This window comes from Serratia rubidaea, from assembly GCF_016026735.1.
Lineage (GTDB): Bacteria > Pseudomonadota > Gammaproteobacteria > Enterobacterales > Enterobacteriaceae > Serratia_B > Serratia_B rubidaea.
The window spans coordinates 4,664,532-4,686,216 of sequence record NZ_CP065640.1 but is presented as its reverse complement, the minus strand read 5'-3'; the positions used below and the strand labels follow the sequence as shown (position 1 = coordinate 4,686,216).

The window sequence follows — 21,685 nt, the reverse complement described above, 5'->3', positions numbered from 1 at the left end:
TTCTATTATTTAGAATTATATATATTATTTTTTTCTAATTATAACCCCCACGCTGGCAGCTCAGACAAGGGGGGAGCGTTGGCCGGTTCTTCACACTCTGTTTATGCTGCCGCCGGCCGGTTATCCCGGCCGGCGGCGCCTCAGATTTTCTGGCACAGCATGGTGGGGAAGGAGAGATGGCTGAACAGGATCAGATTCTCGTTCAGTTTGGAGATGTCCACCGGGTAGCCGGGCGTTTCCCCGCCGATTTCATAAAAATAAGCCAGCATCGCCTGCGGCGTATTATCCAGCGGCTTGGGCCGGCTATGGGTAAACTTCACGGTGTAAAAGCCGTCGCGCGCGGCGCGGGCATAGGTAAAGTAGATCATTCGGTCCAGATGTGCGGCTTTCTCGCGGGTTTGTATCGTGCCGACAATATCCACGTAGCCTTTTCCCGCCGGCTCGAAGAAGTAGTGTGCGTTCGCATGCAGTGAAATGGGCGTGTTTTCCGTCACGTTTTTGCGGACCCGCATTTCGGCTTCACAATGCAGCAGCGCCGTGGCGGCACGGGCCGGAAATTGCGGGGCCGATAACAGCGCTATCAGGCTAACCATAAAACAGATTCGTGTCTTCATGCTAATTCCCTGCAAAATTTTTGATGGTGTAGCAGCGTTCGTATTTTTCCGTGGTGGTGACCGAACAAACGCCCATAAAGCTGACCTCGTTGAATTTATCCTCGGCCCACATTTTTTTATAAAAGATCACGTTTTTGATGTGTCGGCAGTCCAGCTTTTCTGCGGCAATATCCTGTTTGGCCATAGCGATCTGCACGTTTTTGCCATAGGCATTTTTATAGTCCAGCGAGTACACCTCGCAGCTGCCAAGGGTGAAAAGGTAGGAGTACGGCTCCGGCACAATCTTCAGCTGCCTGGGCGTGTGAATATAGTCATACCCCAGCCAGACGCTTAATACGCCGAGTAACGCCATGGCGATACCGCGTTTTACATAGCGGCGGCGTGCGCCGCTTTTAGCGGCCGGCGTTGTTGTCAAAGCCGTTTTCTCGCTCAGTTCGTGCTGCCGTTGCTCATCGATGCGTTTGTCATCCTCGCTCTTTTTTTCTTCCTGTTCTCGGTGCTCTTCCTGCGGCGGTGAGGTGGCCCGCTGGGCGATCGCATCGGCGTCGGAACGGGTTTCCGCATGCATAATAGCGCGTAACGCCGGCTCTATCTCGGCGTCCAGACGAAAGCCGACCTTCGGCACGGTAGTGATGATCTTTATGTTTTCACTCAGGCTGGAGAACGATTTGCGCAGCTCGCTGATATAGGTATTTAAGTTACTGTTGGAGCCGGTAAAACCATAGTCCTCCCACACGTTGCGCAATAAAGTTTCTCTCTCCAGCGTGGTGCCGTTGAATTTGATTAACTCCAGCAATAAGCGGTTAGCCGGGTTGGATAAGTTCACCTTTTGCGATGGATCGTTATGTAAAGCGAGCGTTTTTTCCGATGGTGTATAAACAATGATTAAATTTATTATGTATTTCATAAGGATGGGATGATTCCTAGTTATAATAATGTTTATAGGGTTATACACTCGGTAAACGACCGTCAAGTCACTATGGTAAATATTTTCACTTAATATAATCCAGCTAAACTTGAGCCTGGTTAAAAAAACTTTACGCGACAAATAAAAACTTATTATTCTTTATTAAAATCTTTGTATCTATGTTTTGTTGGTGTAAAAAACTATATATCTTGCTGTTTAAGGTATGTTTTGCTGTTTGTTGCCGATATTCCCTATCATTGTCATCGCTGTCACGGCAGACCTGTATACCTGTTTGATGGGAGTCTGTTTCCTGACATTCAGAGGTAAAAACTCTCTAATAATGGAATAAGAAAATTCTTCTGTTTATAGGTTGATTCGGAATGCATATCACTTTCATTGCGTAAGTGTGGGCGGTGTGCAGAGAAGGCAGGGAGGCATGACAATGCGCATTAATAAATGCACAACCATGACACTACATTGGAATTTAATAAGGAATTTAACAAATGAAATTAAACAAAATCATGATGGCCGGCGTATTGGTATTCGGTGCTTCCACCATGGCGCACGCAGGCAATCAGGGACAAGGGGTGGTTAATTTCAAAGGAGCGATTATTGATGCGCCATGTTCCATCTCGCCAGAAACCGTTGATCAGACCGTCGATCTGGGGCAAATCTCCAAAGTGGCTCTGAAAGACGGCGGCAAATCCGTCAAGAAAGAGTTCCAGGTGCTGCTGGAAAACTGCGAGCTGGAAAAAGACAAGAGCACCGTTTCTCTGACCTTCACCGGCGTTGAAAACAGCGACGGCCGTCTGGAAATTAACGGTACGGCAAAAGGTGCCAGCATCGCGCTGGTGGATACCGCAGGCAAACCAATCAAACTGGGCACCGCAACTGCCGCACACAAGCTGGCCGAAGGTAAAAACATTCTGCGTTTCGGCGCTTACCTGCAGGGTGACGGTGCGTCTGCAGCGGTCGTTCCTGGTGATTTCACCAGCGTTGCTGACTTCACCATGTCTTACCAGTAATCGCCAGCGAGTCAATGAACACATGCGGGTAGCCATACCCGCATGTTATCCCATAAAGGATTATGTGGTGGAAACGTGATGCGTTGGTTGAAACCCTGGATAACCGCGGTTCTTTTATTGTTATTGGTAATGCCTGCTATGGTTCCTGTCGCGTCCGCCGCTCTATCCGGCTGGGGAACGGTGCATATGGGGGGCGCGATTATTGACAGCGCCTGTGCGATTGCGGCCGGCGAGCGCGATCAAACGGTCGATATAGGGACGGTTCCCGTCAGTCAGATCATCAGTCAGGGGCAGGGTAACGCCATTCCTTTTAGCGTGCGCCTCGTTAACTGTTCGCTGGAAAGATATGCCTCAACGCTGCCCGACTGGCACTATTTTCGGATCACCTTTGACGGACCGGCGGAAAGCAACGGGTTCGGCCTGCAGGGTGAAGCGAAAGGCCTGGCCATCCAGATTAGTGATGAACAAGGCAATGTGGCTGCGCCCGGCGTGGCGATGCCCAAGAACGACATTCACCCAGGGAATATGCAGCTGAATTATTTTGTCAAGCTGGTTGGGAATAAACAAAGGCTACGTACCGGCGATTATTTTTCTACGATCAGATTCAAGCTCGATTATTACTGATCGGTAGCCGATAAATTTATATTACGCAAGGTCTGCAGATATGGATTGGTGTTCTGCTAGGGGTTTCTTTCGCCCGAAAACAATAGGGATATTAATTGCGCTCGCCATTAACGGTTTACCTGCCTGTGTGCTGGCGAGCGACGCAATTGAATTTAACACCGACGTGTTGGATTTGAATGACCGAAATAATATTGACCTCAGCCAATTTTCTCGTCGCGGATATATTATGCCGGGTGCATATAACATGACGATCCGGCTGAATAAACATGAATTACCGGAACAGCAGGTTATGTTCTATGTGCCTGACGATGACGACAAGGGCAGTCAGGCCTGCCTCTCTCCGGCGCAGGTGGCGCAGCTGGGGCTGAAAGAGGATATCAACAAGAAACTTACGTGGTGGCATAACGGCGAATGTCTGGATATGCACAGCCTGAAGGGGATGGAGGCTACCGGCGATCTGTCGGCGGCGGCGCTGTATCTCAACATGCCGCAGGCCTATCTGGAATATACCTCCGAGGACTGGGATCCGCCCTCGCTGTGGGATGACGGTATTTCCGGCCTGCTGTTTGATTATAACGTCAACGCGCAGGGCACCCGCCAGCAGCGGGACGGCGAGCGCGATTATGACTTCAGCGGCAACGGTACCGCCGGCCTGAACGTCGGCGCCTGGCGCCTGCGCGCCGACTGGCAGGGCAATATCAGCCATCAGAGCGGCAGCGGTCAGGGCACGGAAAAGAAGCTGGACTGGAGCCGTTACTACGCGTTCCGCGCCCTGCCTGCCTGGCGCTCGCGCCTGACGGTGGGGGAAGACTACCTGGATTCGAACGTGTTCGACAGCTTCCGTTACACCGGCGCCAACCTGCGCTCCGACGACAATATGCTGCCGCCTAACCTGCGCGGCTATGCGCCGGAGGTGGTCGGCGTGGCGAAAACCAACGCCAAGGTGACCGTCAGCCAGCAGGGGCGGGTGCTGTATGAGACGCAGGTGGCGGCGGGGCCGTTCCGCATTCAGGATATTAATGACGCCGTGTCCGGCAAGCTGGACGTGCGGGTGGAAGAGCAGGACGGCAGCGTGCAGAAGTTCCAGATGGAAACCGCCAGCATTCCGTACCTGACCCGGCCGGGCAGCGTGCGCTACAAACTGGCGGCGGGCAAGCCCTCCGACTGGCAGCACCGCACGCGCGGGCCGATGTTTGTCGGCGGTGAATTTTCCTGGGGCGTCAGCAACGGCTGGTCGCTGTTCGGCGGCAGCATCCTCGGCGGTGATTACAACGCGCTGTCGCTGGGGGTAGGCCGCGATCTGCTGATGCTGGGGGCGATTTCGTTTGACGTGATCCAGTCGCGCGCGCATATCCCGCAGGATGGGACGCTTAGCGGCGGTTCTTATCGGGTGAACTACTCAAAAAACTTTGATGAGTACGACAGCAACATCACCTTTGCCGGCTATCGCTTTTCGGAAAAGAACTTTATGACCATGAGCGAATATCTGGATGCGCGCTACTACGGCTATCAGATTGGCAGCAGCAAAGAGATGTACACCATCAGTTTTAATAAGCAGTTCCGCGACCTGGGGGTCAGCACCTTTATCAGCTACAACCACCAGACCTACTGGGACCGGGCGGCGAACGACCGCTACAACCTGACGGTATCGCACTACTTCGATCTGTGGTCGATGCGCAATCTGAGCCTGTCGCTGTCGGCTTACCGCAATACCTATGACGGCGTCAAAGACGACGGCGCCCATTTGTCGCTGTCGATCCCCTGGGGCAGCAGCGGCAGCCTGAGCTACAACGCCTCAATGGCGAAAGGGGATAACGGCAACAGCCTGAGCTATTACGACCGTATTGATGAACACAATAACTATCAGGTCAGCGTCGGCAAGACGCGCAGCGGCGCCTCGGTCAGCGGCTATATGAACCACGAAGCCGATGCCGCGCAGCTGAGCGGCAATATCAGTTACCAGGAGGGGCAATACGCCGCGCTCGGCCTGTCCGCGCAGGGCGGGGTGACGCTGACGCTGGAAGGCGGCGCGCTGCACCGCGTCGGCACGATGGGCGGCACGCGCCTGATGCTGGATACCGGCGGCGTCGCGGGCGTACCGGTGCGCGGCTACGGCAGCACCAGCAGCAGCAATATGTTCGGCAAAGCGGTGGTGACCGACATTAACAGCTACTACCGCAATAAGGCCAGTATCGATCTGAACGAACTGGCGGACAACGCGGAAGCCAGCGATTCGGTGGTGCAGGCCACCCTGACGGAAGGGGCGATCGGCTACCGACGCTTTAATGTGATTGCCGGTGAAAAGGCCATGGCGATGATTCGTCTGGCGAACGGCGATACGCCGCCGTTCGGCGCCACGGTGTTTAACCTGCGTAAGCAGGAGACCGGCATCATTAACGATAGCGGCAAGGTTTACCTGAGCGGCATCAAGGCGGGCGAAAAAATGCGGGTGTTCTGGAACGGCGCAGCGCAGTGCGCCATTTCGCTGCCGGATCCGCTGCCGAAAGACGGTTTCAACCACCTGTTGCTGCCGTGCCGGCCGCTGGAACCGTCGGCCAACGCGGCGCGGTAGCCTGTTCTTCCGGCATAGCGCAGTTTTTATGATGATTGAATGGAGTAATGAAGGAATGAAACCAAGTACTTTGCTGATGATGTCCGCCTGCCTGCTTAGCGGTGCGGCGATGATACAGCAGGCCAGTGCCGCCATCGCCCTGGATCGCACCCGCGTGGTGTTCGACGGCGGCGCGAAATCCGTCAGCCTGAACGTCAGCAATCAGAACCAGCAGCTGCCCTATCTGGCGCAGGGGTGGATTGAAGACGAACAGGGCAACAAGATCAGCGACCCGCTGGTGGTGCTGCCGCCGGTGCAGCGTATTGAGGCCGGCAAGCCGAGCCAGGTGAAAATCCAGGCGCTGCCGGGCGTCAAACAGCTGCCGCAGGACCGGGAAACGCTGTTCTATTTCAACCTGCGTGAGATCCCGCCCAAAAGCGACAAGCCGAACACGCTGCAGATTGCCCTGCAGACGCGGGTCAAACTGTTTTACCGCCCGCCCGCGATTATGCAGGGCGTCGAGGCGCTGACCAAACCCTGGCAGGAAAAGCTGACGCTGACCCGGCAAGGCGACCGTTATACGGTGAATAACCCGACGCCGTATTACGTCACGCTGGTGGATGCCAGCAGCCGGAAGAACGGCAAGAGCGCGCCGGGTTTTGAACCCTTTATGGTGCCGCCGCTGGGCAACGCCAGCCTGTCGGTCAGCGCGGCGGCGCTGGGCAGCGCGCCGGTGCTGACTTACATCAACGATTACGGCGGCCGTCCGCAGCTGACGTTCCACTGCGCCGGCAACGGTTGCCAGGTCGTGGCGGAAAACCACCGCAGTTAAGCCGGTAAGGGGGCAAGGGAATGACCATCATACGCAGTCAATCAGGCCTGTCGGTCGCCATGCTGTTGCTGTGCGCGTCGGGGCTGGCCCCGCGCGCCGCCGCTGCGGCGGATAACTGGCAGGTGGAAGGCGCCAACGGCGTGCTGCACGTGCACGGTGTGTTGACGGAAAGCGCCTGCCGGCTGGAGATGAGCTCCGCCGAACAGAGCGTATCGCTGGGCAATACCGGCAGCGGGCGTCTGCAGCAGGCGGGCGATCGCGGCGAGCCGGTGGCTTTCCAGCTGCGGCTGCGCGACTGCATCCGCACCAACGGCAGCAGCCGGGACGAGCGCGGCGGCGTATTGAGCTGGGGCGCCAACCAGCCGCTGGTCAGCGTGCGTTTTATCGCGCCGGCGGATGATGACAATGCGCAGCTGATTAAAGTGCAGGGCGTCTCTGGTTTAGGCCTGCGCATGCTGGATGCCGCAGGGCAGGATATCCGGCTGGGTTTTCGCGGTAAGCCGCAGTTCCTGACGCCGGGTCAGGACGTGCTGACGTACCGGGTGATGCCGGAGCGCACCGCCGCGCCGCTGCAGGCCGGCGCGTATCACAGCCAGATTAATTTCAGGCTGAATTATGACTGAACGGCGCAAGCGTATAACCAGTGATTGAACAGATGGCAACAGGACGCGGGCCATTTTCTTAAGGCCGACGGAGAGGGTTTATGCATCGTTATTCAAGCCGCAACCGGAGTATTTGGCCGGCGATGGGGATATTTTTGCTGGCGCCGGTTTTTTCCCCCGCTCAGGCGGTGACGGGCGGCAGCGGCGGTACGGAAATAAAAATTTTTGGCACGTTAGTGGAACCGCCGCCGTGCCAGATTAATAACAATCAGGTGATCGATGTGCCGTTTGGCGAGATTGGGGTCAACAGAATCGACGGTAAGAATTATTTACAGCAGATCAATGCGCCGCTGGATTGTAAAACCAGCGAGGTGAAATGGGATCTCTGGATGGAGGTTCACGGCCAGGCGACGGCGTTTGATAAAGCCGCCATCCAGAGTTCCGTTACCGATCTGGGGATCCAGCTGATGATGGACGGTCAACCGCTGGAGCTGAATAAGCCGGTGCTGATTTCGCCTGTCCCGGCGCTGAAATTTGAGGCCGTACCGGTAAAAAAAGCGGGTGCGGAGCTGCCTGAAGGGGCGTTTGACGCCTCTGCCACGCTGCTGGTGGAGTACCAGTAATGTTTTGGGATCATTGGCGAAAAGGAGCTGCCATGCGAACCGTCATTTACCGTCAGGGCCTGGCGCTGCTGTTAAGCCTGCTGATGCCCGTCCCCGTGCTGCAGGCCAAGGAGAATTTGTATTTCCACGGCTCGCTGGTGGCCGAGCCCTGCACGCTGGCGCCTGAGGATGCAGAGATCGAACTCGACTTTGGCAACGTGGTGGATAAGTACCTGTACCTTAACCAGCGCACGGCCGGAAAAATGTTTTCCATCCGTTTGACGCAGTGCGATATCAGGCTGGGGAGCCTGGCGGAAATCACTCTGAAAGGGGAGGAAAGCGGCGCGCTGCCCGGCCTGCTGCAACTGGCGGGCGGCAGCCTGGCACAAGGCGTGGCGATCGGGCTGGAATCCACCGAAGGGCAGCCGTTGCCGATCAACAAGGTCTACCGTCACCAACTGCATGACGGCAGCAATACCTTTAACCTGATGGGCTACGTGCGGGCTGAGCCTGACGCGCTGAAGAACCATACGATTACGCTCGGCAGCTTTAGCGCGGCGTTGACGCTGATGGTTGATTATCCCTGAGCGGGACGCAGAGAAACGTCATATCACATGGTCATGACGAATGAGTGAATGGAGAAAGAGGAGCAGAGAATGAGGATAACGGCTGTGTTGCTGGGAGCACTGACGGCGCTAGCCGTTCAGGCGGAGCCGAATAATACCTGCTGGTCTGATCCGGTTAATATCGCTTCGGTGGACATTTCGTTGGCGTCTTTCTCCAGTAATCGGGCGGGCGCAGAGGCACGGATGACATATTCAACCAATCCGCAACGGTTCAGTGCTATCTGCAACCGAAGCGCTGAAGGCTTTACCATGACGCATTACGTTGATATGGGGCCGAGTTTGATACCGTCGGATATCAATCCCGGTTATTTTAAATTGAGTAATGATATTGATATCAGGATTGCTAGTGAGAGCATGAATTCTCCGGGGTATAGGTATTTCCCTTTGGCTCCTCCTTACTCATTAGAGGCAAATGGTAGGCCGCCTGTCGGACAAGGCGTTGTAGTGAATGATTTCTATGTCGCCGGGAGTGGAATAATAGATTTAAGATTAAGGCGGGATATTATTGGCGGGGCGATCGTGGTGCCCTCCAATACCGAGTTGTTCTCCGCCTACCGGATTATGAATTCTCGGCCTTTTGCACCACGTGCCAGTCGCCCAGTCGTCCAGGCTCGCACGCGTTCTGGCGGACAGGTGATACCGGTGACGCCGGAATGTTCGATTAATCAGGGAAATACGATCGGTGTTAATTTCGGCGTACTGCAAACGAGCCGGATTTCCAGTGAAAGCCGTAGTGACGCGTTCTATAGCAAAGATATTTCCTTGAACTTTAGCTGTAATACCAGCCTGACGCAGGATATTAAGGTGCAGCTGGTGGCAGACAGCACAGATTTTTCTGCCGACCTTATCCGTTCCGATCACCGTGAGTTGGGATTCTCGCTGAAGCATAATGGGAGTTTTGTTAAACCGATGGGCTCATTTATCGCCCGGATTGAGAAAGGGGCGGGGAGTGAGAGTATCGTCTTGGCACCGGTAAAAGATCCGCATGTTTCATTGCAGGGCGGTGAGTTTCACGCCTCAGCGACGTTGGTGATTACGTCGCTTTAGTATGGGATAGTGAGAAGTTGTTTACATTATATTATGGATATGAAAAATAACATGAAATGGACGCTGTTGTTGATCCCGTTATTATTCTGGCTGCCCGCCCACGCGGAGCTGGATAATACCTGCTGGGGGGATCCGGTGAATATTGCTGTGGTGGATATTGCTGCTGCGCCTTTTACCAGAAATACCAAAGGGGCTGAAGCAATAATGAAGTATCGAATGAACCCTATAGAGTTTAGTGGGATTTGTAATAGGAGCGTAAATTATATGTCAATGACCCATTATGTTGACATGGGGCCGACGCTTGTACCCTCTGAGATGAATGCTGGGTATTTTAAATTAACTGATGATGTGGATGTTAGGATAGGGAGTGGCTCACCAATTAAATACTTCCCTTTGGTACCTTCTGATGGGTTGATTGGCTTGAAGTCTCCCAGCTCATATGGGGAAAATATAAAGGTTTCTGGGTTCAGTGTGGCCGGTAGTGGGATCGTGGAGATAAAATTAAGGCGGGATATTATTGGCGGCGCTATTGTCGTACCGTCAGATACCGAACTTTTTTCAGCCTACAGGGTTATGGATTGGCTACCTCCTCCGCCGCGACCAAGCCGGCCGATAGTTCAGGCGCGTACCAAAGGCGGCGGACAGGTGATAGCGATAACGCCGGAATGCTCGATTAACCAGGGTAACGTTATTGAGGCGAATTTCCATACGCTGCAAACGGATCAGGTGGTCAGCCGCAGCGATGGCGAACGCTACAGTAAAGATATCGCCCTGCGCTTTAGCTGTAATAGCAGCCTGACGCAGGATATTAAGGTGCAGCTGGTGGCGGATAGCGCCGGTTTTTCATCAGATCTTATCCGTAGCGATAATAGCGCCTTAGGGTTCGCGCTAAAACATCACGGTCAGTTGGTGAAGCCGATGACCTCATTCCCCGCCCGGCTTGACGCGGGGACGGGCAATGCAACGGTTACCCTGACGCCGGTAAAGGATCCTGACGTTGCGTTAACCGCCGGTGCTTTTAACGCTTCGGCCACCTTGGTGATTACGTCGCTTTAGCTTCCGGTTTTCTTAAAAACTTATTCTGCTTTAAATTAACGTTTAAATAAGACTCCGTAAGAACGCTGTCATCTTATTTGTTCTTATTTTATCTGATAATCATGCCTCTGGTGTTTTATAAGTGGAGTAATACACCGATCATGAAAGGGCTTGGCGGGTGCGCAATAGTTGGCTATGGGGTGAATTAAATAACGGTGTCGCTGCAGGCCGCCTGTCGTATCAGTAGCTGTTAAGCCTCATTGCTGAATAAATATATTTATCTGCCAGGCGACAGTCTTGTTTATTTTAATCAGGGATCGTTTTAGGAATGGCGTCATTGAAAATAACGCATTGTACTACCGCTGTGTTGTTATATCAGCGGCTGCCGGCGCTGGTTTTGTGCCTGTGGTTTGTCGTTGTCATGCATATTTATCTACCAAACGGCGGCGGTATTGGCCTGAACCTGCCGCTCAATGTGCTTACCTGGATGGCGATGGCCGGGGTGACGCTCATTATTTGGCAATGCCGGCCAAAAAATAAATATCTTACGACAACGCTGGCCGGCCGATTATTTTTTATCGGCGCGGCGCTGCTGTTTATTCCGTTGGCCTATACGCAGCCGGAGTGGCTGGCGCAGGCCGGCTGGCGTCTGGCGGGGCTGGCGGGCGGCCTGCTGTTTTACTTCACCCTGTCGCAATATCGTATGCCGCTGCGTTTTCGTCGCCTGCTGCTGCAAATGATGCTGTGCGCGGTGGCGCTGCAGGCGGCGCTGACGCTGTGCCAGCTGTTCTGGCCGGGGCTGACGCAGGCGTGGATGGAGTATGTGCCCGGCGGTCGTCCCTATGGCATTTTCCAGCAGCCGAACGTGCTGGGCAGCTTTATCGCCATGGGCGTGGCGCTGGCGCTGATGCTGTGGCTCCAGCCGCAGTTTCGCCTGTCTGTTCGGGTTGCTGAACGCTGGCGCAGCCGGCTGCTGGCCGGATTGCTGCTGCTGTTGCCGGCGGTGCTGGTCTGGGTACAGTCGCGCACCGGCTGGCTGGCGGGCATGGCGGCGGCGATGCTGATGCTACTGATGCACCGGCGTAATGCGCCACGGCGCAGCCTGACGGCCGCGCTGTTGATGGCGCTGGGGGCGGGACTGGGGCTGCTGGCGCTGTGGCAGGGGTTACTGGCTGAGCAGGGGCTGCGCCATGTCAGCCATACGGTCTCCAACCATGCGCGTTACACCATGCTGCGCGACACGCTGGCGATGATTGCCGAACAACCGTGGTCAGGCTGGGGATACGGCGGTTTTGAGTACAGTTTTCAACATTTTCGCGTGCATCAGGCGCTACCGACCGCCGTGACGGAGATTGCCCGCCATCCGCATAACGAGCTGCTGCTGTGGTGGGTGGAAGGCGGCGTGGTCGCCCTGGCCGGCGTCGGGCTGTTTATCGCCGGCGGCATCGTCCTGCTGCGGCACATCCTGCGCCTGGCGCAGGGCGAGAGACGGCGGGAAGCCATCGCGCTGCTGCTCGTGCTGTTGCCGCTGCTGCTGCACACCCAAACGGAATACCCCTTTTACCTGTCGTTGCCGCACTGGATGGCGTTTTTGATGCTGCTGGCGATGCTGGAGCGGCGCGCCATGCCGGTGATGCGTCGCCGGCGTTTGTCGCCGTGCTGGCGCATGCCGCTCGGCCGGGGAATACAGGCGCTGGCGTTAGCGACCCTGGTGATGATGACGGGGGCGTTAAGCGGCGGTTATACGCTGACGCTGGCGGAAAGGGGCGGTTTTCGGCTGATGGGCGAGATGGACGCCATGTCATGGTTTAGCGATTGGGCATATCGCGATCGTCGTCAGTTTGACCGGCAAATGTCTTCTCTGCTGACGTTTAACCAGACGGGAGATGAACGGCGTTTGCAGCAGTATGCATCCTGGGCGGACCGTTATTTGAGGCGTCGCGTTGACGCCAATGTTTACGCCGCGCTGATCCAGATTTTGCAGTACCAGCAACAGGACGTACCGGCGGAACAGCAACGACGTGAGGCGGCGCTGTTGTTTCCTACAGACGCGCGTTTTCAGCCTATGACATCTGATGAGGGAGCGTTATGAATCAGACCATTTCCGTTTTTATCGATGACCCGGACCTTTTTTTTGTCGCGGGCTTAAGGCTGGCGCTGGAGCAGCACTTTAGCCTCCGGGGGATTGCACTGTGTTATTTATACAGTACGGCCTCGCCGGCCGATCTGGTGATTATCGCCGCCGGGGAAGGGGTTGCGGGGCAGTTTTGCCACCTGCCGCGTCCGGATTATTGGATGCCAACGGCATACCTGACCCTGCGTGAGCGGCCGGAAGTGCCGCTGCTGACGCTGCCGGCCTGCCAGCGGGAAACCGGCCGCCTGTACCGTTGCGATCCGCTGGAAAAAATCATGCGCCAGATTGACGTCGCCCTGCAGGCCAGTGAAATGCACCATGCGCGTATGCATCGCTGTTATTGGTGCGACAAGCATGCATTAACGCCGCGCGAATATGAGATTGTGCGGCGTTTCGGCCGTGGCGAACTGCCGCAGGATATTGCGGCGCAGTTGCGGCTCAGTGTCAAAACCGTCAGCCTGCACAAACGCGCGATGATGCGCAAGATGCACCTGAGGAACAACGCAGATTTGTATCACTGGCTGCAGAATGGCGGCTTAAACAACCCGCCGGTCTCATCACGATAAAGACAAAAAGGCAGATGCCGTTATGCCTCTGCCTGCTGCTATTGGATCAGAATCGCTTAAAACGCTACTCATCGGGGCGTTCAGGCAGAATTTTAACAATAAGGTATACAGCGGCGATACTAATGGCAATGTATATAAATCGTTCATGCCATGTTTCAAAGTGGAAGAACCAGTAGATACATAAAAAAACCAACGCCCCGCCAAGCAAAGAAACAGCATACTCCAGGAAGCTATGAAACATGCGCTTCCCGATTGATAATCTTTCTTTTTTATCACTTGCCATAACTAACCTCTTTCTCTACAAGGTCCAGAATCTGATTGAATGCTGCTTCTCCCTGCGATCTTCTCACTCTTAATGCTTCAACAAAAGGATGCAATGCCGGCTCAACAAGAAAATAAAGGAAGTCATGGTTTCTTTGACGCAGCGCGTAATATATTTCTGGTTCAGTGCGTTGAAGCCGTCGAGAGGTATAAATACTACGCTCTGCCATGCCGCCTGCCAATAGCGTATTGCCGACAATACCGCCTCGCAGTGCGACCATAAGAGTGCTGCGCTGGGCTATCGATGTTGCTATTTTTTTTGATATTATGGAGTTGGTTATTGCACGGCCAAATATGGACGATCCAATTTTAGCGTAAATTTTATCTCTTTTATTTTCGGGCATGTATTGATTGAATTTGTTTAATACGGTTTCTATCGTTCTTGCAAGATTTTCATTTTGAAGAATGCCGTATCGAACAGCTTTAATAAGTCTGAGGCGTTCCGTATCCCGGTGATGTCTGGAGTCAGTGTCCAGATAACTATAAGCCAGATAGCCTAAGTCTTGAGGCACCGATAATACGCCATCAACGAAACCAACGGCCGTTTCGGGAGAAATAATAATCTTCGCGATACGCTTCGCTATGTCTTTGTAAGTTTTCATACAGATTCCCTTCTTACTATTTTTTTCGTTAGACTAAAGCAAAGATAAAGTAAAAACAACTCTAATTTTAATTTGTGCTCTTTTGTGGGAGGAAAACAAATGAATTATAAATATAACAATTAACTGACCCCGGAAATACTGACAATAATGAATCAATCAGCTTTTACGATTGAGAAATTGACTCGATGAATGATTAAGTGCGTACGCTGATTGAAGGGGGGATTGGACTTGGACTGACCCGTATGCGGCAGGAGCGGCTGCCGGCCCTGGGGAGTCCATGGTTTGAATGAAAAGAGCTCTTAAGTCTGCCCCTGACTTTCCCACTTTTTCGAAATCTTTATCTCTTTTTTTAATTTGTCAATAAAAGGTATATGCCCGCAAAATCAGGTCTAAGGCAGGGCAGGTGTTGCTCTATGAATGATAAAACCCCTCTGATGGCCTTGCCTCTTTTACCGCACCTCTTTTGTGGTTTTGACAGCGTTTAACCAGGAAAAGGCTTCTTTATGACGTTATCTAAGTTACTGCTCCCTTTGCTGATTGCCGGGAATCTTTCTTCTGCGTGGGCTGCCGAACAGATTGTTTCGTCTTCCACCACCTTTCATGTCACCACTGATGATGCGCTGAAAAGTAAGCTTCCGGCGGATATTGCCAAACGCGGATATATCGTTGCAGGCACCAATCCGAATACTCCGCCAACCACTTTTTTTCAGGAAGACAATAAAACGCTCGCCGGGCGTGAGATTGATGTGATGAATGCCGTGGCGGCAAGGCTCGGTGTGGAAGTGCGCTGGCAGGATACCGGCGGTTTCGACAACATCATTCCGGGGCTGAAATCCGGTCGCTATGACGTCGCGCTATCCAATATCAATGCGACCAAAAAACGTCTCGAGCAGGTCGATTTCGTCAGTTATTACGATGCGTCGCGCTTGGGTGTGATCTCGCGTAAAGACGCCAATATTGCGCCATTTACCTCTTTTGATGCGGTGTGCGGGCAGGAAGTAGGGGCAGGAGCGGGCACTACGCAGATCGGGCGTCTTGAAGCGGCCAGCAAAATTTGTACTGATGCCGGTAAACCGCCGATCAAGATTGCCGTATTCCCGGATCGTCCTTCAGGCGTACAAGCTGTGGTCAGCGGTCGGGTACCGATGTTCTTCGGCCCGTATGAAGGTCTGACGTATCAGGTTAGCCAGGTTAAACCGCTGGCGCTGACCGGCACCATTCATGTGGATGATGCGCCTGTATCTGTGGCGTTTTCTAAACAGTCGGGACTGGAAGATGCGGTGCAGGCATCCCTGAACTCGCTGATCAAAGACGGCACTTACCAGCAGATCCTCGATAAATGGTCCATCGGTTTTGGCGCAGTCAAAGAATCAAAACGTAATGAAGAGATTTTCGGATGAGCAGTGAAACACACGAACAGCAGCCGGAAGCACTGCGGATCGTCGGTAAAAAATATATCGGGCGCTGGATAAGCGCCCTGATCGTATTGCTGATATTGCTGGCTATGGGGAACTCCATGCTCAGCAATCCGCGTTTTGAATGGTCGGTGATCGCCGAAAACTTTACCGGCCCGTCGATCATTCAGGGCGTACTGATGACGTTGCAATTGACCGCAATTTCCGTGGTTTTTGGCTTTGCAGGCGGCACGGTTCTGGCATTGATGCGCCTGTCATCCAATCCGGTGCTTGTCGCCGTCAGTTGGGGGTATACCTGGTTTTTCCGCGGGGTGCCGATGCTGGTTCAGTTGTTTCTCTGGTACAATATTGCCGCGCTTTACCCGAATATTTCGATTTCGCTGCCGTGGGTAGGTGAAATCTGGAGCGCTTCCGCGAACTCCCTGATTAGCCCGTTCAGCGCCGCCGTGATTGCATTAGTCATGCATCAGTCTGCCTATGCCGCGGAGATTATTCGCGCCGGTATTCAGAGCGTCGGCGCTGGACAAATCGAGGCGGCACGCGCCTTGGGTTACCGCCCGTCGCAGATATTTCGCCACACCATTTTGCCGCAGGCGATGCGGGCTATTCTGCCTCCTGCGGGGAATGAAGTGATCGGTCAGCTGAAAGCCACGGCGGTCGTTTCGGTGATTTCATTACAGGATGTGCTGTTCTCGGCGCAGATTATTTATCAGCGCACCTATGAAGTGATCCCGCTGCTGCTGGTCGCCACATTGTGGTACCTGTTGCTGACGTCGTTGCTGTCGGTGATCCAGTATTACGTTGAACGACATTTTAGTCGCAGCAGTCACCGTAAGGTGAAACGTAAAGTCACGAAAACCGGAGCAGTCCGCACGGTCAGCACTGTCAGTCTCAGCGCAGGAGAAACCAGCCATGGGTGAAGCCATTGAATTTCGCAAAGTCACCAAGCGTTTCTCCGGTAATACCATTCTGGATGAAATCAGTCTCGATATTCCGGCCGGTTCGGTCACGGTGATCCTCGGGCCTTCCGGCTCAGGGAAATCCACCTTGCTGCGCTGTATCAATCATCTTGAAAAACTTGATGGCGGCACAATCCGCATCGGTGGCGAACTGGTTGGTTATCAACAGAAAGGAACCGCGTTGTATGAACTGGGCAGCCGCAAAATTGCCGCACAGCGCAGCCGCACCGGCATGGTGTTTCAGCAATTTAACCTGTTTCCGCACCGTACGGTTTTGCAAAATATTATCGATGCACCGCTGCGGGTGAAGAAGCAAAACCGTCAGCAGGTAGTCAGTAAAGCCCGCGCGTTGCTCCAGCAGGTCGGATTAGGCAGCCGCGAAGATGACTGGCCTCAGCAGCTTTCCGGTGGTCAGCAACAACGCGTGGCAATTGCCCGTGCGCTGGCGATGGACCCGGAAGTGATGTTATTCGATGAACCGACCTCCGCGCTGGATCCCGAACTGGTGGGCGAAGTGTTGCAGGTGATCAAAAAGCTGGCGCATTCAGGGATAACTATGGTGATCGTCACCCACGAAATCGGCTTTGCACGTGAAGTGGCGGATAGCGTCATCTTTATGGAGGGCGGAAAAATTGTGGCGTCGGGACCGACGAAAAGCGTGCTGGATGAAGCGGAGAACGTCCGTGTCCGCCATTTTCTGTCGACTGTTTTATAACGTCATCCCGTCACCCGTTTCCCAAACAACATCTTTGCCAGCCGTGGCAGACTGCCGCGGCTGTCCAGCCTGCTCAGTGCCACGATTTCTGTCCGCTGTGCGTCAGTGAAATCCGGCAAGCAGACGCGCAGTTTCGCCGGTAAATCAAACGGGATCGCCAGACTTTGCTGACGGGTGAAACGCCGTTGCAGCAGACTGCCGTCGCGTAAGAATACCGTCACCTGATGAAAACGTGCAGCGGGGTTCAGCTCGTCCGGCGGTGCGGAGAAATCCGGGCAACGCGAGACACGTCCTGCCAGCGCGGCTGTGCCTGCGTCCACCGCCTGCGGGGTGAAATCCTCTAAACGTAAGTTTCCGCGCAGCAGACAGGCTGCAATCACGTATTCCAGACTGAACCGCGCTTCAACGCCGGTTGCCGGTTTTCGCACCGACGCCGCAATATCACCGCCCGGCGGGAAAGACACCTCGATCCGTTCGATGGCGCCGATCAGTGCGTCTGTGCTTTGACCGGTTTGCAGCCAGTCATGACGAATAGTCCGCGCGGCATCGGCAGCGCTGTGCGTGCCACCGCAGGTCGGATAGGGTTTGAATTCCAGACCGGGCGAGACAATCCGCCACGGCGCGCCCCAGTCTGAAATGAGTTTTTCCGGCTGTTGCTGGCCGGCGCAATAAGCCGATAAAAAGCTGTCAAGCACATTGTCTGTCTGGCCGTGAAAGCCTGCCAGCATCAGCTGTGCGGCAATGACGGCGGTCTGCGCCGCTAACCCGGCGTGCAGCGGTTTGACGTCACTGCCGAACTGCGCACGTAAACCTGCGGATTGCGTCGCCGCGATACCCAGAATCAACGCCGTTTGCCGTTCAGTGGCATTCACCAGCCGCGCACAGGCCGCGGAGGCCGCAATCGTGCCGAGCGTGGCGGTATTGTGAAAACCGAGTTTGTAATGCTGAGAACCGGCGGCCAGCCCGAGGCGTCCGGCCATTTCCACTCCGGTCACGTACGCATCGAGAAACTGCGCGCCGCTGATGTCTGGTCGTTGTGAGGCCAGCGCCAACAGCGCGGGCAAAATCACCACGCCGGGATGGCCGCGAAAGTCGGGATGGAAATCATCAAAATCCAGCGCGTGACCGGCATACCCGAGCAGTAACGCGTGAGTTGCCTGATCGTCAGCGCGGTAAACCTGATGCAAACTGTTCAGTCCTGCATCGGGTAAATCGCCGTGTAAAACCGGCAGGGTGACTGCCAGAAAATCCAGCAACCCTTCGCGGGCTGCTTCATGAGCGGCTGGAGAAGGGGATGAACTGAGGATAAGTTTTGCCAGCGACTGCGTTAATGTCATAGGCTCATCTCCCGCTTCAAGCCCGAGTAACCGGAGATAATAAATCAACGAAATGTTCACGCTCGCAGAGCGCATGCAATTGCGTCAGAAAGGGGGCTGAAACCGGGATCCCGTCGCGCTGGCGTTGCCGATACCTCTGGTTTTCCGGTTCACCAGCCACTACCTGGGTATCAGGGCGCCATTTCCCTTCCTGGAGTAATTTGTCGTAATGCGACGGCATTGATATGCCGTGAGAATCAATGCCCAGCAAATCGGTTTCCAGCGCAATATTTTCGGGCATTCCCCACCCGGTAAAAATGGTCATGGCCTGCTGAAGACGTAATTGCGCCGAAAAATGCTTCCGCTGACTCATGCGATTTTATCCTTACGGAGAATTTCCTCACTGAGAGTGCGCAGCGCTTGTACCGCCAGTTGCGACAGGTAATGTGCAGTCGGAAACAGGGCGCGATCATCAACGCGAAATTGCGGATGATGCAGCGCGTAAGGGCCGCCGGAGCCGATCATGATGAACGCGCCGGGCAATTTTTGCTGATAGAACGCGAAGTCTTCCCCAATCGGGCTGGCTTCAACGCGGCGGGCTTCGAAGCCGGAGCCTTCACCATGCGCCAGCGCGAAATCCACCCATTTGGCCGTGTTGTTCACCGACGGTGGGCCGGGTTGCCAGTCGAGGATGATGTCGGTATCAAATGCAGCAGCGATGCCCGCGAGAACCTGCCGGAAACGGCGTTCTATCAGTTCCCGTGTGTCCTGATTAAAGGTGCGGACGGTGCCTTCCAGCCAGGCGGAATCCGGGATCACGTTCCAGGTACTGCCGCTGTGAACCTGAGTGATGGAAACCACCGCGTTGTGTGCGGACTGCACGTTGCGGGCGATTAGGGTTTGCAACGCGGAAATCACCTGTCCGGCGATAATAATCGGGTCGTTGCCTTCGTGCGGACGTGCCGCGTGGCTGCCGGTACCGGAGATGGTGATCGCAAAGCGATCCACGCCCGCTGTTAATGCGCCTTCTTTGCTGCCGATAACGCCGACCGGTAAAGAAGGATCGTTATGAATGCCGAAAATGACGGCGGCGTTGTCGAGTGCGCCGGTGTCAATCAGCGCCGGGGCACCGTGACCGGTTTCTTCCGCCGCCTGAAACAGAATGCGCACCGTGCCGAAAAGAGAATCTTCCTGTGTTTTCAGCAAAATCGCCGCGCCAAGCGCCGCCGAGGTATGGAAATCGTGGCCACAGGCGTGCATCACACCGGGATTTTGCGAGGTGTAATCCACTCCGGATTTTTCTTCAATCGGCAGGGCATCAATATCAGAACGCAGCACCACCAGTTCGCCGGGATTGATGCCGCCAATTTCTGCCACCAGACCGGTTTTTAGCGGCAAATCTATCACGCGGATTTGATACTTCTCCAGTACCGCCCGGATGCTGGCTGTGGTGTTAACTTCTTCGTTGGACAGCTCCGGATGGCGGTGCATGTGGTGGCGAAAATCCTGAATAAACGCCGCCAGCGGCTGATGTTCCTGCGTGATATCTGACATTTAAGCTCCTGTAGGTGGCTGATGTTCCAGCCAGCGGGTGTGGCCTTTTGCATCGAGAATTTTTTTCAGGTACAGCGTGGTGTGTCCTTTGCCGAGGTCTCTTTCGAAGACCGGCTGAAAACCCAGTTTCAGGTACATATCGCGCAGCCACGGGTGGCTGGTGGCGGTGCCGAGTGAGTAAGCCGGGGCTTTCAATTCGCGGCTCAGAATGTTGTCTTCCAGCCAGCCCAGCAGTTTTTTGCCGAGTCTCTGACCGGAGTAATCTGGATGCGTGCCGAACCAGCCAATGTGCGGCAGGCCCATGGGGCCAGGCATTGCACCCCACGGGAAGCGCAGGGTCACCGAAGCCACCATCCGCTGGTTATCAAAGAGCGCAAACACCGCATGATCGTCGAGGTGTTGTGTCACGCGTGCCAGATCGGTGGTGGCAGCATCAAACTGAATCCCGAGTGTTTTGATTGGCGCGTAGGCGGCCAGCATCAGCGCCAGATAATCGTGTTTATCATCCAGCGTCAGCCGCCTGAAATGCTGTGTCATAACCCGGGTTCCTCAGGCGAAGTCAGATGACCGGACTGCACGGCAAAGCGGATGACGTCATCGACTTTTTGCGCGGGGCTGCCGGTGTAATGGGCCGGATCCAACCCGTGGTCAAGATCCTGTTCAGTAATACTGGTCGCCAGCTTCGCAATGCTCAGCGCGGCCTGTTGCGAAATCACACCCAGTTCACCTTCGGCTGATGCCAGCGCAACGTCGACATTTATTTGCTGTGTCAGGCGATTTTGCGCTGACCAGATTTTCCGCATTTCTGGTGTGCCAAAATTATTACCAAGTAAAAGAAAAGCTATCGGATGTGAGGACATAATACTCTCTTCTTAATAAGGGTTGATTAACGTTGTTTTTAAGGTTGTAATTAAAAACAAACCAGTCGGATATAAGGGAATTTCAGACGCATCTGTTTTTATTTCGTTAAATTAGTCCTGCCTGACACTATCATTTCTTTTATTTAGCACCGGATGCAAGGGGTTTGTAGGTTATAGCGAAAATTAATCTATGCTATTGCGAATAAGTTAATAAGGATGCGCACTTAGCTCTTTTTTAATTTTTTCAATTCCCGTAGGATATTTTCAAGAACACTTGAATATATCCCACATCAAGTTCCCGTTTAATTACGGGCAGTTTCTCTTTAACCAGACGACAAATACAGGGCATCGACGTGTTCGCCATAAAATCACCGCAGACCTATCATTATCAACCGGGCCTGCTTTCACGCACCGGTGAGCTGCTTGCCGATCATTCCTCCGATATCGCGATCATCACCAGCCCGAAAGCGTGGCGGGCGGTGAATCCGCAACTGGAAGCCAGCCTGAAGGCGGCCGGTATTCGCTGGCAGGTCAATTTTCTCACCACGGAATGCTCCGATGCGGCTATCAAAACGCATCTGGTCAGCGTACGGGAACAAAACGCCACGCTGGCACTGCCGCCACTGAATGGCGACCGTGACATGATCATCGCGGCCATTGCCCGCGAAGTGAAATTCTCCACCGAAAATGCCGCCCGCTTGCCGTTCTCAATGGCTGCGGAAAATATCGAAAAAGCCCTGCGGGCAACTGAAATTCACCATTATTCTCAGGGATAACG

The 21,685-nt window shown here is 54.3% G+C and carries 23 protein-coding genes and 1 pseudogene; 15 read left to right on the top strand and 9 right to left on the bottom strand.

All coding sequences use genetic code 11. From position 1 onward, the window contains the following. Nucleotides 1-140 precede the first annotated feature (140 nt). Both I6G83_RS22050 and I6G83_RS22045 read right to left on the bottom strand, forming a co-directional pair. Nucleotides 141-614, bottom strand: a complete 474-nt coding sequence (locus I6G83_RS22050) for a FidL-like protein (protein WP_082394688.1) — start codon at nucleotides 612-614, stop codon at nucleotides 141-143. Nucleotide 615: 1 nt separating this feature from the next. Further along, nucleotides 616-1,440: a winged helix-turn-helix domain-containing protein gene (locus I6G83_RS22045; protein WP_072186164.1), complete on the bottom strand. Its 825-nt coding sequence runs from the start codon at nucleotides 1,438-1,440 to the stop codon at nucleotides 616-618. 584 nt (nucleotides 1,441-2,024) lie between these two features. On the opposite strand from I6G83_RS22045, the gene I6G83_RS22040 reads away from it, so the two are divergent. The 11 genes from I6G83_RS22040 to I6G83_RS21990 all read left to right on the top strand — a co-directional run bounded on the left by I6G83_RS22040 (nucleotide 2,025) and on the right by I6G83_RS21990 (nucleotide 13,165). Further along, nucleotides 2,025-2,546, top strand: coding sequence for a fimbrial protein (locus I6G83_RS22040; protein WP_054307254.1), 522 nt, complete (start codon nucleotides 2,025-2,027; stop codon nucleotides 2,544-2,546). A 78-nt stretch (nucleotides 2,547-2,624) separates the two neighbouring features. Then, on the top strand, nucleotides 2,625-3,170 hold the full coding sequence (locus I6G83_RS22035) for a fimbrial protein (RefSeq protein ID WP_054307253.1): 546 nt from the start codon (nucleotides 2,625-2,627) through the stop codon (nucleotides 3,168-3,170). 40 nt (nucleotides 3,171-3,210) lie between these two features. Further along, entirely contained in the window at nucleotides 3,211-5,742 is a 2,532-nt protein-coding gene (locus I6G83_RS22030) for an outer membrane usher protein (RefSeq protein ID WP_054307252.1), read from the top strand. Between the two features lie 55 nt (nucleotides 5,743-5,797). Further along, nucleotides 5,798-6,553: a fimbria/pilus periplasmic chaperone gene (locus tag I6G83_RS22025; protein WP_054307251.1), complete on the top strand. Its 756-nt coding sequence runs from the start codon at nucleotides 5,798-5,800 to the stop codon at nucleotides 6,551-6,553. Nucleotides 6,554-6,612: 59 nt separating this feature from the next. After that, entirely contained in the window at nucleotides 6,613-7,176 is a 564-nt protein-coding gene (locus tag I6G83_RS22020; protein ID WP_152972228.1) for a fimbrial protein, read from the top strand. An 80-nt stretch (nucleotides 7,177-7,256) separates the two neighbouring features. Next, nucleotides 7,257-7,778 (top strand): fimbrial protein, encoded by a 522-nt coding sequence (locus tag I6G83_RS22015; RefSeq protein WP_054307249.1) that lies wholly within the window; start codon nucleotides 7,257-7,259, stop codon nucleotides 7,776-7,778. Nucleotides 7,779-7,810: 32 nt separating this feature from the next. Next, nucleotides 7,811-8,344: a fimbrial protein gene (locus tag I6G83_RS22010; RefSeq protein WP_054307248.1), complete on the top strand. Its 534-nt coding sequence runs from the start codon at nucleotides 7,811-7,813 to the stop codon at nucleotides 8,342-8,344. Between the two features lie 48 nt (nucleotides 8,345-8,392). Continuing rightward, nucleotides 8,393-9,430: a fimbrial protein gene (locus tag I6G83_RS22005; protein WP_054307247.1), complete on the top strand. Its 1,038-nt coding sequence runs from the start codon at nucleotides 8,393-8,395 to the stop codon at nucleotides 9,428-9,430. A 51-nt stretch (nucleotides 9,431-9,481) separates the two neighbouring features. Next, complete coding sequence (locus tag I6G83_RS22000; protein ID WP_161805798.1) at nucleotides 9,482-10,486, top strand: fimbrial protein; 1,005 nt, start codon at nucleotides 9,482-9,484, stop codon at nucleotides 10,484-10,486. Between the two features lie 343 nt (nucleotides 10,487-10,829). After that, nucleotides 10,830-12,557 carry a PglL family O-oligosaccharyltransferase gene (locus I6G83_RS21995; RefSeq protein ID WP_314732498.1) on the top strand — a complete coding sequence of 576 codons (1,728 nt, stop codon included), beginning with the start codon at nucleotides 10,830-10,832 and terminating at the stop codon, nucleotides 12,555-12,557. Then, the gene (locus I6G83_RS21990; RefSeq protein ID WP_054307244.1) at nucleotides 12,554-13,165 is read left to right on the top strand and encodes a response regulator transcription factor; all 612 of its coding nucleotides are present in this window, start codon (nucleotides 12,554-12,556) and stop codon (nucleotides 13,163-13,165) included. Before I6G83_RS21995 ends, I6G83_RS21990 begins: the two co-directional genes overlap by 4 nt. Nucleotides 13,166-13,229: 64 nt before the next feature. Here I6G83_RS21990 and I6G83_RS21985 read toward each other — a convergent pair whose 3' ends face one another. Together I6G83_RS21985 and I6G83_RS21980 are read right to left on the bottom strand one after the other, a co-directional pair. Continuing rightward, nucleotides 13,230-13,448: a hypothetical protein gene (locus tag I6G83_RS21985; RefSeq protein ID WP_054307243.1), complete on the bottom strand. Its 219-nt coding sequence runs from the start codon at nucleotides 13,446-13,448 to the stop codon at nucleotides 13,230-13,232. Further along, complete coding sequence (locus tag I6G83_RS21980) at nucleotides 13,438-14,088, bottom strand: hypothetical protein (RefSeq protein WP_054307242.1); 651 nt, start codon at nucleotides 14,086-14,088, stop codon at nucleotides 13,438-13,440. Before I6G83_RS21980 ends, I6G83_RS21985 begins: the two co-directional genes overlap by 11 nt. 503 nt (nucleotides 14,089-14,591) lie before the next feature. Between I6G83_RS21980 and I6G83_RS21975 the strand changes: the two genes are divergently transcribed. Genes I6G83_RS21975 through I6G83_RS21965 form a run of 3 tightly spaced genes read left to right on the top strand, consistent with a single transcriptional unit; the run spans nucleotide 14,592 to nucleotide 17,177 of the window. Next, entirely contained in the window at nucleotides 14,592-15,488 is an 897-nt protein-coding gene (locus I6G83_RS21975) for an ABC transporter substrate-binding protein (RefSeq protein ID WP_054307241.1), read from the top strand. Continuing rightward, the gene (locus I6G83_RS21970) at nucleotides 15,485-16,423 is read left to right on the top strand and encodes an amino acid ABC transporter permease (protein ID WP_054307240.1); all 939 of its coding nucleotides are present in this window, start codon (nucleotides 15,485-15,487) and stop codon (nucleotides 16,421-16,423) included. The genes I6G83_RS21975 and I6G83_RS21970 overlap by 4 nt, the downstream gene beginning before the upstream one ends. Next, on the top strand, nucleotides 16,416-17,177 hold the full coding sequence (locus tag I6G83_RS21965; protein WP_054307239.1) for an amino acid ABC transporter ATP-binding protein: 762 nt from the start codon (nucleotides 16,416-16,418) through the stop codon (nucleotides 17,175-17,177). Before I6G83_RS21970 ends, I6G83_RS21965 begins: the two co-directional genes overlap by 8 nt. 2 nt (nucleotides 17,178-17,179) lie before the next feature. Here I6G83_RS21965 and I6G83_RS21960 read toward each other — a convergent pair whose 3' ends face one another. From I6G83_RS21960 to I6G83_RS23685, 5 genes and pseudogenes are all read right to left on the bottom strand, one after another. Further along, nucleotides 17,180-18,514, bottom strand: a complete 1,335-nt coding sequence (locus I6G83_RS21960) for an MmgE/PrpD family protein (protein ID WP_054307238.1) — start codon at nucleotides 18,512-18,514, stop codon at nucleotides 17,180-17,182. Between the two features lie 16 nt (nucleotides 18,515-18,530). Then, nucleotides 18,531-18,866 carry a hypothetical protein gene (locus I6G83_RS21955; protein ID WP_054307237.1) on the bottom strand — a complete coding sequence of 112 codons (336 nt, stop codon included), beginning with the start codon at nucleotides 18,864-18,866 and terminating at the stop codon, nucleotides 18,531-18,533. Next, nucleotides 18,863-20,047 (bottom strand): amidohydrolase, encoded by a 1,185-nt coding sequence (locus I6G83_RS21950; protein ID WP_054307236.1) that lies wholly within the window; start codon nucleotides 20,045-20,047, stop codon nucleotides 18,863-18,865. Before I6G83_RS21950 ends, I6G83_RS21955 begins: the two co-directional genes overlap by 4 nt. Then, the gene (locus I6G83_RS21945) at nucleotides 20,048-20,584 is read right to left on the bottom strand and encodes a GNAT family N-acetyltransferase (protein ID WP_054307235.1); all 537 of its coding nucleotides are present in this window, start codon (nucleotides 20,582-20,584) and stop codon (nucleotides 20,048-20,050) included. A 131-nt stretch (nucleotides 20,585-20,715) separates the two neighbouring features. Further along, nucleotides 20,716-20,907: pseudogene (locus I6G83_RS23685) on the bottom strand (adenylosuccinate lyase); the annotation flags it as partial. A 353-nt stretch (nucleotides 20,908-21,260) separates the two neighbouring features. Here I6G83_RS23685 and I6G83_RS21935 point away from each other — a divergent pair. After that, a complete protein-coding gene (locus tag I6G83_RS21935) occupies nucleotides 21,261-21,683 on the top strand; it encodes a dehydroquinate synthase/iron-containing alcohol dehydrogenase family protein (protein ID WP_054307233.1) in 423 nt (140 codons plus the stop codon). Nucleotides 21,684-21,685 lie beyond the last annotated feature (2 nt).

Excerpts from the sequence above, each read along its gene's own strand:
- I6G83_RS22050 (WP_082394688.1), bottom strand. The coding sequence starts at position 614 with ATGAAGACACGAATCTGTTTTATGGTTAGCCTGATAGCGCTGTTATCG.
- I6G83_RS22040 (WP_054307254.1), top strand. The coding sequence starts at position 2,025 with ATGAAATTAAACAAAATCATGATGGCCGGCGTATTGGTATTCGGTGCT.
- I6G83_RS22035 (WP_054307253.1), top strand. The coding sequence starts at position 2,625 with ATGCGTTGGTTGAAACCCTGGATAACCGCGGTTCTTTTATTGTTATTG.
- I6G83_RS22030 (WP_054307252.1), top strand. The coding sequence starts at position 3,211 with ATGGATTGGTGTTCTGCTAGGGGTTTCTTTCGCCCGAAAACAATAGGG.
- I6G83_RS22025 (WP_054307251.1), top strand. The coding sequence starts at position 5,798 with ATGAAACCAAGTACTTTGCTGATGATGTCCGCCTGCCTGCTTAGCGGT.
- I6G83_RS22020 (WP_152972228.1), top strand. The coding sequence starts at position 6,613 with ATGCTGTTGCTGTGCGCGTCGGGGCTGGCCCCGCGCGCCGCCGCTGCG.
- I6G83_RS22015 (WP_054307249.1), top strand. The coding sequence starts at position 7,257 with ATGCATCGTTATTCAAGCCGCAACCGGAGTATTTGGCCGGCGATGGGG.
- I6G83_RS22010 (WP_054307248.1), top strand. The coding sequence starts at position 7,811 with ATGCGAACCGTCATTTACCGTCAGGGCCTGGCGCTGCTGTTAAGCCTG.
- I6G83_RS22005 (WP_054307247.1), top strand. The coding sequence starts at position 8,393 with ATGGAGAAAGAGGAGCAGAGAATGAGGATAACGGCTGTGTTGCTGGGA.
- I6G83_RS22000 (WP_161805798.1), top strand. The coding sequence starts at position 9,482 with ATGAAATGGACGCTGTTGTTGATCCCGTTATTATTCTGGCTGCCCGCC.
- I6G83_RS21990 (WP_054307244.1), top strand. The coding sequence starts at position 12,554 with ATGAATCAGACCATTTCCGTTTTTATCGATGACCCGGACCTTTTTTTT.
- I6G83_RS21985 (WP_054307243.1), bottom strand. The coding sequence starts at position 13,448 with ATGGCAAGTGATAAAAAAGAAAGATTATCAATCGGGAAGCGCATGTTT.
- I6G83_RS21980 (WP_054307242.1), bottom strand. The coding sequence starts at position 14,088 with ATGAAAACTTACAAAGACATAGCGAAGCGTATCGCGAAGATTATTATT.
- I6G83_RS21975 (WP_054307241.1), top strand. The coding sequence starts at position 14,592 with ATGACGTTATCTAAGTTACTGCTCCCTTTGCTGATTGCCGGGAATCTT.
- I6G83_RS21970 (WP_054307240.1), top strand. The coding sequence starts at position 15,485 with ATGAGCAGTGAAACACACGAACAGCAGCCGGAAGCACTGCGGATCGTC.
- I6G83_RS21965 (WP_054307239.1), top strand. The coding sequence starts at position 16,416 with ATGGGTGAAGCCATTGAATTTCGCAAAGTCACCAAGCGTTTCTCCGGT.
- I6G83_RS21960 (WP_054307238.1), bottom strand. The coding sequence starts at position 18,514 with ATGACATTAACGCAGTCGCTGGCAAAACTTATCCTCAGTTCATCCCCT.
- I6G83_RS21955 (WP_054307237.1), bottom strand. The coding sequence starts at position 18,866 with ATGAGTCAGCGGAAGCATTTTTCGGCGCAATTACGTCTTCAGCAGGCC.
- I6G83_RS21950 (WP_054307236.1), bottom strand. The coding sequence starts at position 20,047 with ATGTCAGATATCACGCAGGAACATCAGCCGCTGGCGGCGTTTATTCAG.
- I6G83_RS21945 (WP_054307235.1), bottom strand. The coding sequence starts at position 20,584 with ATGACACAGCATTTCAGGCGGCTGACGCTGGATGATAAACACGATTAT.